The organism is Pollutimonas sp. M17, assembly GCF_025836975.1.
Lineage (GTDB): Bacteria > Pseudomonadota > Gammaproteobacteria > Burkholderiales > Burkholderiaceae_B.
The window spans coordinates 3,751,841-3,764,298 of sequence record NZ_CP107548.1 but is presented as its reverse complement, the minus strand read 5'-3'; the positions used below and the strand labels follow the sequence as shown (position 1 = coordinate 3,764,298).

9 protein-coding genes are annotated in these 12,458 nt (G+C 64.1%); 5 read left to right on the top strand and 4 right to left on the bottom strand.

The window, feature by feature from the left end; translation table 11 throughout:
- Entirely contained in the window at window positions 1–2,436 is a 2,436-nt protein-coding gene (locus tag OEG81_RS17580; protein WP_264130561.1) for a penicillin-binding protein 1A, read from the bottom strand.
- Between the two features lie 115 nt (window positions 2,437–2,551).
- Between OEG81_RS17580 and OEG81_RS17575 the strand changes: the two genes are divergently transcribed.
- The 3 genes from OEG81_RS17575 to OEG81_RS17565 are packed head-to-tail and all read left to right on the top strand — an operon-like array spanning window position 2,552 to window position 5,397.
- Window positions 2,552–3,163 (top strand): shikimate kinase, encoded by a 612-nt coding sequence (locus OEG81_RS17575; RefSeq protein ID WP_412034088.1) that lies wholly within the window; start codon window positions 2,552–2,554, stop codon window positions 3,161–3,163.
- Window positions 3,160–4,248, top strand: coding sequence for a 3-dehydroquinate synthase (gene aroB, locus OEG81_RS17570; protein ID WP_264130560.1), 1,089 nt, complete (start codon window positions 3,160–3,162; stop codon window positions 4,246–4,248). Before OEG81_RS17575 ends, aroB begins: the two co-directional genes overlap by 4 nt.
- A gap of 12 nt (window positions 4,249–4,260) precedes the next feature.
- The gene (locus OEG81_RS17565; protein ID WP_264130559.1) at window positions 4,261–5,397 is read left to right on the top strand and encodes a deoxyguanosinetriphosphate triphosphohydrolase; all 1,137 of its coding nucleotides are present in this window, start codon (window positions 4,261–4,263) and stop codon (window positions 5,395–5,397) included.
- Between the two features lie 66 nt (window positions 5,398–5,463).
- Here OEG81_RS17565 and uvrA read toward each other — a convergent pair whose 3' ends face one another.
- Window positions 5,464–8,313 (bottom strand): excinuclease ABC subunit UvrA, encoded by a 2,850-nt coding sequence (gene uvrA, locus OEG81_RS17560; protein WP_264130558.1) that lies wholly within the window; start codon window positions 8,311–8,313, stop codon window positions 5,464–5,466.
- Window positions 8,314–8,444: 131 nt separating this feature from the next.
- Here uvrA and OEG81_RS17555 point away from each other — a divergent pair, with 131 nt between their 5' ends.
- On the top strand, window positions 8,445–9,653 hold the full coding sequence (locus OEG81_RS17555) for an MFS transporter (RefSeq protein WP_264130557.1): 1,209 nt from the start codon (window positions 8,445–8,447) through the stop codon (window positions 9,651–9,653).
- A gap of 106 nt (window positions 9,654–9,759) precedes the next feature.
- Window positions 9,760–10,248: a single-stranded DNA-binding protein gene (gene ssb, locus OEG81_RS17550; RefSeq protein ID WP_264130556.1), complete on the top strand. Its 489-nt coding sequence runs from the start codon at window positions 9,760–9,762 to the stop codon at window positions 10,246–10,248.
- A 20-nt stretch (window positions 10,249–10,268) separates the two neighbouring features.
- On the opposite strand, the gene OEG81_RS17545 is transcribed toward ssb, so the two are convergent.
- Together OEG81_RS17545 and OEG81_RS17540 are read right to left on the bottom strand one after the other, a co-directional pair.
- Window positions 10,269–10,997, bottom strand: coding sequence for a GntR family transcriptional regulator (locus OEG81_RS17545; protein ID WP_264130555.1), 729 nt, complete (start codon window positions 10,995–10,997; stop codon window positions 10,269–10,271).
- Between the two features lie 58 nt (window positions 10,998–11,055).
- Window positions 11,056–12,429 (bottom strand): amidase, encoded by a 1,374-nt coding sequence (locus OEG81_RS17540; protein WP_264130554.1) that lies wholly within the window; start codon window positions 12,427–12,429, stop codon window positions 11,056–11,058.
- Between the last annotated feature and the right edge of the window lie 29 nt (window positions 12,430–12,458).

The window sequence follows — 12,458 nt, the reverse complement described above, 5'->3', positions numbered from 1 at the left end:
TTAAAACGGTACGTCGGGCGGTTGTTCGCGTCGGGGCTGCCCGCCTCCGCCGGTCAGTTGATTGAGCAGATCGCTGATGCCGTCGGAGCCGCCGCCATCCAGGGGGATGTCGTTGGGCGAAGGCAGGCCTACGCGCGCCACGGCCTGTCCGGGGGGGAACTCGGCGAAGTAGAAGTCGCCGTCGATCTTGCTGAGCCCATCGGGAATGGGGCCGGGTGGAGTCTGGGGCTGGTCCTTCAGGGCATAGCGCATGTAGTCCAGCCAGATGGGCAGCGATGCGCCACCGCCGGTTTCGCTGGAGCCCAGTGAACGCGGCTGATCGTAACCCATCCAGACCACGCCGACCAGCTTGGGCGTGAAGCCCGCAAACCAGGCGTCATGCGATTCGTTCGTGGTGCCGGTCTTGCCGCCGATGTCGTCGCGCTTGAGTTCGCGGTGAACCCGGGCGCCGGTGCCGTACGTGGCCACGCCGCGCAGCATGTCGTTCATGACATAGACGGTGCGCGGGTCGATGGCCCGGGCCGCCGCGTCGCCGGCGATGATGGGTTTGGCCTGCATGATGACCTTGCCGCTGCTGTCGGTGACGTGGTCGATCAGGTAGGGCGGAATGCGATAGCCCCCGTTGGCGAAAACCGCATAGGCACCCGCCAGCTGCAGGGGCGTGACGCTGCCCGCGCCCAGTGCCAGGGGCAGCACGGCGGGCTGGCGCTCGCGGTCGAAGCCGAAGCGCGTGACATAGTCCTGCACGTACTTGGGGCCCACGGCCTGCATGATGCGGATAGACACCATGTTCTTGGATTTGTACAGGCCCTGGCGCATGGTCAGCATGGGTTCGTAGGTGCGGCCGTAATTCTTCGGAGCCCAGGCTTTCGAACCGGTTTGGGCGGCGGTCAGGGTAAAGGGCTCGTCGGAAACCTGGGTGGCCGGCGTCAGTCCGCGCTCCAGGGACGATGCATAGATGAAGGGCTTGAACGCCGAGCCCGGCTGACGCCAGGCTTGCGTGACGCGGTTGAACTTGCCGTCCTCGAAGTCGAAGCCGCCCACCAGGGACTGGATCGCGCCGTCTTGCGGCCGCAGCGAGACGAAGGCGGCCTGCACGGTGGGCGCGTTGATCACTTCCCAGTGGTCGCCGTTCTTATGGACGTAGACCACCGAGCCGCGTTCTATCCTGACATTGTCCTTGGCATTCTTGACCAGGCCCCGGGCCACGATGCGCAGAGCGCCTTTGTCGGTGACCTCGATGATTTCGTTGGAGGTGCGCGCCACGGTGATCTTGGTCGGGCTGGCCGCCAGTACCACGCCGGTGAGCAGGTCGCCGTTGTCGGGATACTTTTCCTGCAATTCGTCGAGTATGGCGTCCAGCTGGGCGGGCGAGCTCTCAATGCCTGCGGGCAGATCCAGGGTTTCTTCCGGCCCCGGATAGGGGGCGCGGCGGGTGTAGTCCAGGATGCCTTCCCTGACCGCCTGGTAGGCGGCTTCCTGGTCTTTGGATCGGACCGTGGTGTAGACGTTGAAACCGCGGGAATAGATGTCGTCCTGGTAGACGCCGTAAAGCAATTGCCGCGCCAGTTCGGCGACGTAATCGCCGTGGATGGCGTAGCCTCCGGCCGGTGTCCCGGGCGCCGATTGGATGACGATCTTCTGTTCCTTTGCCTGCTGGTACTCGGCTTCGGTCAGGTAGCCCAGGTTGCGCATGCGTCCCAGCACGTAGGCCTGGCGCGACTTGGCGCGGTCGAAGTTGGCGATGGGATTGAAGCGCGAGGGCGCCTTGGGGATGCCGGCCAGCATGGCGGCTTCGGCGGGCGTGATGTCGGCCAGCTGCTTGCCGAAATAGGTGCGCGACGCGGCCGCGAACCCATAGGCGCGGTGACCCAGATAGATCTGGTTCATGTACAGGTCGAGGATCTGGTCCTTGGTCAGCGTGGCTTCGATCTTGAACGTCAGCAGCAGTTCGTAGAACTTGCGGGTATAGGTTTTCTCGGAGGACAGGTAGAAGTTCCGGGCGACCTGCATGGTGATCGTGCTGGCGCCCTGGGTTTTCGACATGTGGGTCAGGTTGGCGACTACGGCGCGCGCCACGCCCGTCCAGTCTATGCCCCCGTGCTGGTAAAAGCGGTCGTCTTCGGCTGATAGAATGGCCGATTTCATGACGTCGGGTATTTCATTGAAGCGCAGCACATTGCGGCGCTCTTCGCCGAACTCGCCGATAAGCACCTTGTCGGCCGTGTAGATGCGCAGGGGCACCCGCGGCCGGTAATCGATCATGGCGCTCAGGTCCGGCAGATTGGGCCAGGCCAGCGCCAGGGCCAGGGAGCCGAGCAGCGCGCCGCATAGCCCCAGCCCCGCCGCGAAAATCGCGGCCTTGAGGAAAAAGCGGCCAATCCACGAAGAGGTCGCGGCGGAATTTTTTTTGGGGGAAGCGGTAGAAGAACTCATTAGGGGCGATTTTAAGTCTAACCGTGAGCAGACTATGATTTGCGCATCAGCTTAATGTAACCAAGTAATGCAGTGTAGTGGGGTGCGGCCAGCTTGCAAGTGGGATAATACACAAATGAATGACTCTTTACCTTTCGAGCCTGCCGTCCAAGCCGCAAGCGATGCGGGCGCCTGCGAGCAGTCCGAGCCGGCCCTGCTGCCTTTCGGGCAGCCGGTTTTCCTGGTGGGCATGATGGGCGCGGGCAAGACGACCATAGGGCGTCATCTGGCCCGCAGCCTGCACCGTGAATTCATGGACCTGGACCACGAGCTGGAGGCGCGTTGCGGCGTCCGGGTGTCCCTGATTTTCGACATCGAGGGCGAAGAAGGGTTCCGCAGGCGGGAGACCGCGGCGCTGGACGAATGTTCCCGCAAGCCGGGGATCGTGCTGGCGACCGGCGGCGGTGCGGTGCTGGCGGCGCAGAATCGGGAATATCTGAAAGAGCGCGGCGTCGTGGTGTATTTGCGCGCCAGCGCGGATGAATTGTTTCGCCGCCTGGCGCGGGACCGCAGCCGCCCCTTGCTGCAGACCGCCGACCCGCAGGGGCGCATACGCGAACTGATCGCGCAGCGCGAGCCGCTGTATGCAAGCATCGCCGACCTGACCATAGAAACCGGCGCCATGCCGGTGGCGCAGGTCGTGCGCGCGCTTGTTCCCATGCTTCAACAACACGAGGTAAATCCATGAGCACAGTCCAGGTCGAAACGCCCGGGGGCGCTTATCCCATTCATGTGGCCGCCGGCCGCCTGGACGCGCTGGCGCAAAGCATACCCGGCGATGCCACAGCCATCGCCATCGTCACCAACCCGACGGTGGCGGCGCATTACGCCGGACGGGTCGAACAGGCGCTGGCCCGCACGGGCAAGCGCGTATTGCGCATCGAACTGCCCGATGGCGAAGCGCACAAAGACTGGCGGACGCTGAACCTGATCTTCGATAGCCTGTTACAAAATAAGCTGGATCGCAAAGCGGTTCTGCTCGCCCTGGGCGGCGGAGTGGTGGGCGATATCTGCGGCTTTGCCGCCGCCAGCTATATGCGGGGCATACGCTTCATCCAGGTGCCCACCACCTTGCTGGCGCAGGTCGATTCCTCGGTGGGCGGCAAAACCGCGATCAACCACCCTCTGGGCAAGAACATGATCGGGGCTTTCTACCAGCCCCTGGCCGTGGAAATCGACACCGACGTGCTGGCGACCTTGCCGGCGCGTGAAGTGTCCGCCGGCCTGGCCGAGGTCATCAAGCACGGCCTGATCATCGATGCGGAATTCTTCGCCTGGTGCGAACGCAATGCGGCGGCCCTGCGCGCCCTGGACCCCCAGGCGATCACCTACGCCATCCAGCGTTCCTGCGAACTCAAGGCCCAGGTCGTGTCGCAGGACGAACGCGAATCCGGCCTGCGGGCGATTCTCAACTTCGGCCACACCTTCGGCCATGCCATCGAGTCCGGCATGGGCTACGGGCAATGGCTGCATGGCGAAGCCGTGGGTTGCGGCATGGTGCAGGCCGCTGAGCTGTCGGCACTGACGCTGGGCCTGCCCGCTGAAAGCGTGGAGCGCGTGCGCGCCCTGGTCCAGGCCATAGGCTGCCCCATCCAGCCGCCCGACCTGGGCACCGAACGCTGGATAGACCTGATGCAGGTGGACAAGAAAACCGAGGGCGGTCAATTGCGCTTCGTCCTGTTGCCCGAAATCGGCCAGGCCCGGCTGCAGGCGGCGCCGCTGGACGATGTGCGCCGCGCCCTTGAAAAAACCGTCGCGCCAGCGGCGGCCTAGGGCCTGTCGACGATGCGGGCGCCGGCTTCCTACGCATGCCATCCCGATCTGACGCGCGGGCGGCGGCACGTCGAGCCGGCGGCGGTCGGCCGCAATCAATTCCAGCGGGACCGCGACCGGATCATCCATTGCAACGCATTCCGCCTGCTCGAATATAAAACCCAGGTCTTCATCAACCACGAGGGCGACCTGTTTCGCACCCGCCTGACGCACAGCATCGAAGTGGCCCAGATCGCGCGCACGCTGGCGCGGAACCTGGGCCTGCACGAAGACCTGACCGAGGCGATTTCGCTGGCCCACGACCTGGGCCATACCCCCTTCGGCCACGCCGGGCAGGACGAGCTGAATGCCTGCATGCGCGAGCTGGCGCCCAAGGCCGGCGGCTTCGAGCACAATCTGCAAAGCCTGCGGGTGGTGGACGAGCTGGAGGAGCGCTATGCGGCGTTCAACGGCCTGAATCTATGCTTTGAAACGCGCGAAGGCATCCTGAAGCATTGCTCGGTCAGGCACGCCAGGCTGCTGGGCGATGTGGGCGAACGCTTCCTGAACCGGACGCAGCCGTCGCTGGAGGCGCAGATCGCCAACCTGGCCGACGAGATCGCCTACAACAACCACGATATCGACGACGGCCTGCGTTCGGGGCTTATCACCATAGAGCAGCTGCAGATGCTGGAAATCTTCGCCACGCACCACGCCGCCGTGAAGCGCAGGCACCCCACCCTGGAAAAGCGGCGGCTGGTGGCCGAGATCATCCGGTCGATGATCAATACCCTGGTGATGGACCTGACCGAAACCACCCTGGCCAATATCGCCGTGCATAAACCCGACAGCGCCGATGCGGTGCGCGCGGCGCCGCCGCTGGCCGCGTTTTCCGTTTCGATGCGGCGCCAGGCGGATGCCCTGAAAAGCTTCCTGCTGGAAAACCTGTACCGGCACTACCGGGTCATGCGGATGACGACCAAGGCGCGGACCATCGTGCGCGAGTTGTTCACGGCTTTCTTGCAGGACCCCCGGCTGCTGGCCGGCGACTACCGGCGCGACGACGACGTGGCGCAGGCGCGGGCCATTGCCGACTACATCGCGGGCATGACCGACCGCTACGCCATACGCGAGCACCACAATCTTTTCCACATGGACCAGGGCCTGTGAAGGCCGGAAGCGAAGGCGCGCCCGGCGCTTAGCGGACGGCGGGCCGCATGCGGAACAGCGGCGGCGCTACTTGGCTTTCAACAGCGGTTTCAGATAGCGTCCGGTATGGCTGGCCGGCGCGGCGCCGATGTCCTCGGGTGTGCCCTGGGCCACGATGCGGCCCCCGCCCCCGCCACCTTCGGGACCCATGTCGACCACCCAATCGGCGGTCTTGATGACGTCCAGGTTGTGTTCGATGATGACCACCGTATTGCCGCCTTCGACCAGCTTGCGCAGCACGTCCAGCAGCAGGGCGATGTCCTGGAAATGCAGGCCGGTGGTGGGTTCGTCGAGGATATACAGGGTGCGGCCGGTGCTGCGCTTGGACAGTTCCAGCGACAGCTTGACGCGCTGCGCTTCGCCGCCGGACAGGGTCGTGGCGCTTTGGCCCAGTCGCAGGTACGACAAGCCCACATCCATCAGGGTGTGCAGCTTGCGCGACACGGTAGGCACCGCTTCGAAGTAGTCCAGGGCCTGTTCCACGGTCAGGTCCAGCACCTCGCTGATGCTGCGTCCGCGATAGCGGATCTCCAGGGTTTCGCGGTTGTAGCGCTTGCCGCCGCACACGTCGCAGGGCACGTACATATCGGGCAGGAAATGCATTTCCACCTTGACCACGCCGTCGCCCTGGCAGGCCTCGCAGCGGCCGCCCTTGACGTTGAACGAGAAGCGGCCCGGGTCGTAGCCCCGCGTCCGTGACTCGGGCACGCCGGCGAAGAGTTCCCGTATCGGCGTGAACATGCCGGTGTAGGTGGCGGGATTGCTGCGCGGCGTGCGGCCGATGGGGCTCTGGTCCACGCTGATGATCTTGTCGAAGTGCGCCAGCCCTTCAAGCGAATCGTAGGGCGCCGGTTCGGTCTGGGCCCTGTGCAGCTTCTGGGCGACCGCGGTGGCGAGCGTGTCGTTGATCAGCGTGGATTTGCCCGAGCCCGAAACCCCGGTGATGCACACCAGCCTGCCGGTGGGTATGGCCAGATCCACGGATTTCAGGTTGTTGCCGCGGCAGCCCTTCAGTTCAAGCCAGGCCTGATCGGACGTGACGGCGCGGCGGGGAGGAATGGCGATGGAGCGCGCTCCGCTGAGGTATTGGCCGGTCAGCGATTGCGCATTCGCCGCCAGTTCTTGCGGCGTGCCCTGCGCCACGATCTGCCCGCCGTGCTCGCCCGCGCCCGGACCCATGTCCAGCACGAAGTCGGCGGAACGTATCATGTCTTCGTCGTGCTCGACCACAATGACGCTGTTGCCCAGGTCGCGCAGGTGCTGCAGCGTTTGTATGAGCCGGTCGTTATCGCGCTGATGCAGGCCGATGGACGGTTCGTCCAGCACGTACATCACGCCGGTCAGGCCGGAGCCGATCTGGCTGGCCAGGCGTATGCGCTGGGCCTCGCCGCCGGAAATGGTGTCGGCGCTGCGATCGAGCGACAGGTAGTTCAGCCCCACATTGTTCAGGAACTGCAGGCGCGCTTCGATCTCGCGCACGATGCGGTCGGCGATCTCTTTCTTGGCGCCGCCCAGGGCCAGGGCCTGGAACCAGGCCAGGCAATCGGACAGCGACAGGGCCTCGACTTCGAAGATGGCGCGGCCGCGGCGCTGCGCCTCGCCCGGTTCATCGCCGATCAGGACGTGCCGGGCTTCGGCGCGCAGGCGCGAACCGTGGCAGTCGGGGCAGGTCTTGGTGTGCCGGTACTTGCCCAGTTCCTCGCGCACCGCGCTGGAATCGGTTTCGCGCCAGCGCCGCTCCAGGTTCGGGATGATGCCCTCGAACGGATGCTTCTTGACGGTGCTGCGCCCCTTTTCATTCAGGTACAGAAAAGGGATGGCCTCGTCGCCGGAGCCGAACAGGATACGCTGGCGGATATCCTCGGGAAGCTCTTCGAAGGGAGTGTCGATGTCGAATTCGTAATGGGCCGCAAGGCTGGTCAGCAGGGTGTGCGTAAACGCGTTGCGCCGGTCCCAGCCGTTGATGGCGCCGCTGGCCAGGCTCAGTTCGGGAAAGGCCACGACGCGCTTGGGGTCGAAGAAATCCACGCAGCCCAGGCCGTCGCAGGTGGGACAGGCGCCCACGGGGTTGTTGAAGCTGAACAGGCGCGGCTCCAGCTCGGTCAGGCTGTGATGGCAGACCGGACAGGCGTAGCGGCTGGAGAAGGCATGCTCTTCGTTGGTGTCCATGTTCAGCGCGATCACGCGGCCTTCCGCCAGGCCCAGTGCCGTCTCGAAGCTTTCGGCCAGGCGCTGCTGGCTTTCGGGCTTGACGCGCAGCCTGTCGACCACCACGTCGAAATCGTGCTTCTCGGTTTTCTTCAGGGGCGACAACTCGTCCAGCGACACCATCTCGCCGTTCACGCGCAGCCGCACAAACCCCTGTGCCTGCAGGCTTGCGCATTCCTCTTCGAAGCTGCCCTTGCGCGAACGGGCCAGCGGCGCCAGGATGGCCAGCCGGGTATCGGGCGCCCAGCTTTGCACCTTGTCGACCATCTGGCTGACGCTTTGTGCCTGCAGCGGCAGGCCGTGATCCGGGCAATAGGGGGTGCCGACCCGCGCGTACAATAAGCGCAGGTAGTCGTGGATTTCCGTAATGGTGCCGACTGTGGAGCGGGGGTTGTGGCCCGCCGACTTCTGTTCGATGGAAATGGCCGGGGACAACCCTTCGATCAGGTCGACGTCGGGCTTGTCCATGAGCTGCAGGAATTGCCGCGCGTAGGCCGACAGGCTTTCCACATAGCGGCGCTGGCCTTCGGCATACAAGGTATCGAAAGCAAGCGAGGACTTTCCCGATCCGGACAGGCCCGTTACCACCACCAGCTTGTGGCGCGGCAAATCGACGGAAACATTTTTAAGGTTATGCGTTCGGGCGCCCCGGATGCGTATCGCTTCCATAAGCTTCAAGGTTCAGGTCTTTCAAAGGCTAACTTGCTACTATAACGCGCAGCCCGGTTCCGTGCGCTAGCCCGTTTGCGGGAGGCCGCGCAGCCCGGACTCTTGTGCGCTTATCCATCTAACGAGTTTTTATGAGCCATCCCGCCGATCATCCCGGTATCTCTTCCCGGGCGAAGCTCAGGCTGACGCCCACCGAGCGGCGCGCCAGCGTCACCCTGGCGCTGCTTTTCGCCTCGCGCATGCTGGGCCTGTTCCTGCTGACCCCCATTTTCGCGGTGGCGGCCCAGACCATCCCCGGCGGCAACGATGCGGCCAAGGTCGGGCTGGCGCTGGGCGCCTATGGCTTGACGCAAGCCATCATGCAGATCCCGCTGGGCATGGCGTCGGACCGCTACGGCCGCCGCGCCGTGATCGTCTTCGGCATGCTGCTGTTCATTATCGGCGGGGTCATCTGCGCCCTGGCCGAGAATGTGGACTGGATCATCGCGGGCCGCGTCATCCAGGGCCTGGGGGCGGTCTCCGCCGCCATCACCGCCTGGGTGGCCGATGCCACGCGACCCGAGGTACGCACGCGGGCCATGGCCATGGTGGGCGGTTCCATCGGCATTTCATTTGCCGTGTCCCTGGTCCTGTCGCCCATGCTGGTGGGCGAGTTCGGCCTGTCGGGCCTGTTCTGGGCCATCAGCCTGCTGGGCTTCGTCTGCCTGCTGATCGCCTGCTTCGTGGTGCCGGCCGTTCCCCTGGCCAAGGCACCCATCGTCCAGGCCCGGCCGCGCGACGTTCTGGGCCATGTCGACCTGCTGCGCCTGAATTTCGGCGTCTTCTGCCTGCACTTCATCCTGATGGCCCTGTTCATCGTGGCGCCGGGCCTGCTGGCGACGCTGGGCGGTTACAAGTCCGCCAATCTGTGGGAAGTGTATCTGCCGGTCATTTTGCTGTCCTTCGTCCTGATGGTGCCCGCGGTCTTCTATACCGAGACCCGGCGCGCCCACAAGATCGCGCTGGAGATCGCGGTGGCCGGCCTGGTGGTCGTGCTGGCCCTGATGCCGCTGGCCAGCCACAGCTTTTTCTGGACGGTGGCGATGCTGGTCGGCTTTTTCATTGCCTTCAATATCCTGGAAGCCTTGCAGCCCTCGCTGGTTTCCCGGGTGGCTCCGCCGGAATACAAAGGCCTGGCCCTGGGCTTTTACAATACGGCGCAATCCCTGGGCGTGTTCCTGGGGGGCGCGGCGGGTGGCTTGTTGGCGTCGCTGAACCGTTCGTCGGCGGTGTTTCTGGTGTCGGCCGCCCTGGCCTTCGTGTGGTTCCTGACCGCGCGCGGCTTCAAGGAACGATCCTGAGACGGGACGAATTCGTGCCATCGTGTTAGTACGGCTTGATGTGGCAGACAGGCCTGGAATCGTCGATAATGACGTCAATATGAAATTTTCAAGTTAAGGGTAAGCCATGGCCTCAGTCAACAAAGTCATTCTCGTCGGTAATCTTGGACGAGACCCCGAAGTGCGCTACAGCCCCGACGGCGCCGCCATCTGCAACGTATCCATTGCCACCACCTCGCAATGGAAGGACAAGGCCACGGGCGAAAAGCGCGAAGAAACCGAATGGCACCGCGTGGTCTTCTACAACCGCCTGGCTGAAATCGCTGGCGAATACCTGAAGAAAGGCCGTTCCGTCTATGTGGAAGGCCGCCTCAAGACCCGCAAGTGGCAAGACAAGGACACCGGCGCCGACCGCTACAGCACCGACATCGTTGCCGACCAGATGCAGATGCTGGGCGGCCGCGGCGACGACGCCGGCATGGGCGGCGGCGGTACCGAATACAACCAGGCGCCTGCCCAGCAGCGCAGCCAGCGCCCCGCCCAGCCGCGTCCCGCCGCGCCGCAGGCCTCGCCCGCGGCCAACCTGGCCGATATGGACGACGATATTCCGTTCTAAAGCCGGTCTTGTGTGCGGCGCTAGTTGTATTCGTCGCGCACTTTCTTCACCGTCTGCTCCAGCCGGTTCTTGGCCGATAGCACATGCGCTTCCATTTCATGCGCGGCCGTTTGCGCATCGCCGGCCTGCAGGGCGCGAACGATGCGCTGGTGTTCCCGGTTCGATTCCTCGATACCCGCGGTGACCAGTGAAAAATGCCTGAACAGGGTCTGTTCACGGGTGTAGCGTTCGTACAGTTCCAGCAGGCGGCTGTTGCCGCTGGTCTGATGCAATAGCTGATGAAACGCCAGATTGGTCTTGAAGTAGGCCTCCCGGTCGCCGCTGCCGACGCTCTGGTCCATATCGGCCGCATAGGCGGCAAGCCGCTCGAGGATCTCGGGTGTCATGTTGCGGCTGGCGGCCAGGACGCCTGCGCGCTCGACGGCGGCGCGAACGTCATAGATCTCCATGACATCGTCCAGGTCTATCCTTCGGACAAAAGCGCCTCGGTATGGAATCAGCTCGACCAGCCCCGCGTCGGCCAGGCGGGCCAGGGCGCTGCGTACGGGGCCGCGGCTGATGGAAAACGCCTTCGCCAGTTTCGAGTCGTTCAGGCGTTCGCCGCCCTGCAGTTTGCCCGAGAGAATGATCGCTTCGATGCGCTGGTAGGCAAGGTCGGCAAGCGACGACGCGTTAAGCGATGCGCCCAATGTGTCGTCGTCGATTTCTTTGAGCCTTGACGAGCTCAAGGCAGGGGGCTGTGTATTCATTCGTCACCATCGCGTGCGATACACCCGGGTTTCGACATCCGACAGGCAGCATTGTGTGCTACGCGTTTGTTCGCGCCCGGGCTCCGATTTCATCCATGACCCACGCGGCGTGGCATGTCAGGCGATAATCCGCGTCGGCATAACCCATTAATTGCAAGCCCAGCGGCATGGAATCGACGTCCATTACGGGGAGGCTATACGCGGGAACGCCCAGCAACGAGCCATATACCAGTAAAGTACGGTCGCCAGTATATTCCAATCCCCTGGGAGCGGGACCCGACGCGGAAGGAAGCACAAACGCGTCGTACTGCCCGCTGCGCGCCGCTATTTGCCGGCGAAGTTCATTGCGGATGGCCAGGATCTCGCGGTACCGGTCGCGTGTCACAGCCTTGCCCTGCTCGACCATGGCATGGATTTTTTGACTGAGCTTGTCGGGATAGGCGCTTGCATAGCCCATATAGGGCCAGCGCATTTCAAAGCACAGAAGTTCCTGAGACATATCCGGAATGGCGTCCAGCTGTGCGACAAGACTGGCCAGTGCGCCGTCCGCATCGGGCTCGACCACGCGCACGCCTTTTTCGCGCAGGCGTTCCAGCGTGGCGTCGAAGGCCTCCAGGCTGGCTTCATCCAGCGTCTCGTAACCTTGCGTACGCAAGACGGCGACGGTTTCCAAGGCCTGGGGCGGTATGGCGGTGTCGCCCATGGGGCCGGACAGGCCGGGGGCGTTCTGTTGAGGTGCGCGCTCGGAAATCCAGCGCGCCAGCTTCCATGCATCGTCGACGCTGTCGGCAATCGTCCCCAGATGATCGTGAGTGGTCGACAGCGGGTGGATGCCGTCGGAAGACAGCGCCGACCATGTGGGCTTGTAGCCGATTACGCCGCAGAAGCTGGCCGGCCGGATGATGGATCCCTGAGTCTGCGTCCCCAGCGCCGCGGAAAACATGCCCGCGGCGGTGCCGGCGGCCGAGCCGGATGAGGAGCCGCCCGGCGTGTGTTCCGTATTGTGCGGGTTGACGGTGGGTCCGGATACGCCGATGGCGAATTCCGTTGTAACGGTCTTGCCCACCGGAATGCCGCCGCCTTCGTACAGGGCCCGCACCGCCGCGGCGTCGCTCCTGGGATAGTGCCCTTCGTAGATGGGACTGTTCATTTGCGTGGGCATGTCGGCGGTGTCGATGATGTCCTTCACGCCGATAGGCATGCCGTCTATGGGCGACAGGGGCGAGCCGGCGCGGTAGCGGGCCGTGGACTCATCGGCCAGCTTGCGCGCTTTGTCCAGATTGGTATGGGTGAACGCCTGTATGGTGGGATTGAAGCGCTCGATCGCCGCAATGCAGGTTTCCAGGTATTCCCGAGGCGTGGATTGCCCCCGCTTGAAACTGTCGACGACAGAAGAGAAACTGGGGTGGTCCGAAAGGTATCGGGAATTCATGCTGCTGTCTCCATTATCAATAGGCCATG

Coding starts and splice junctions, on each gene's coding strand:
- OEG81_RS17580 (WP_264130561.1), bottom strand. CDS start 2,436: ATGAGTTCTTCTACCGCTTCCCCCAAAAAAAATTCCGCCGCGACCTCT.
- OEG81_RS17575 (WP_412034088.1), top strand. CDS start 2,552: ATGAATGACTCTTTACCTTTCGAGCCTGCCGTCCAAGCCGCAAGCGAT.
- aroB (WP_264130560.1), top strand. CDS start 3,160: ATGAGCACAGTCCAGGTCGAAACGCCCGGGGGCGCTTATCCCATTCAT.
- OEG81_RS17565 (WP_264130559.1), top strand. CDS start 4,261: ATGCGGGCGCCGGCTTCCTACGCATGCCATCCCGATCTGACGCGCGGG.
- uvrA (WP_264130558.1), bottom strand. CDS start 8,313: ATGGAAGCGATACGCATCCGGGGCGCCCGAACGCATAACCTTAAAAAT.
- OEG81_RS17555 (WP_264130557.1), top strand. CDS start 8,445: ATGAGCCATCCCGCCGATCATCCCGGTATCTCTTCCCGGGCGAAGCTC.
- ssb (WP_264130556.1), top strand. CDS start 9,760: ATGGCCTCAGTCAACAAAGTCATTCTCGTCGGTAATCTTGGACGAGAC.
- OEG81_RS17545 (WP_264130555.1), bottom strand. CDS start 10,997: ATGAATACACAGCCCCCTGCCTTGAGCTCGTCAAGGCTCAAAGAAATC.
- OEG81_RS17540 (WP_264130554.1), bottom strand. CDS start 12,429: ATGAATTCCCGATACCTTTCGGACCACCCCAGTTTCTCTTCTGTCGTC.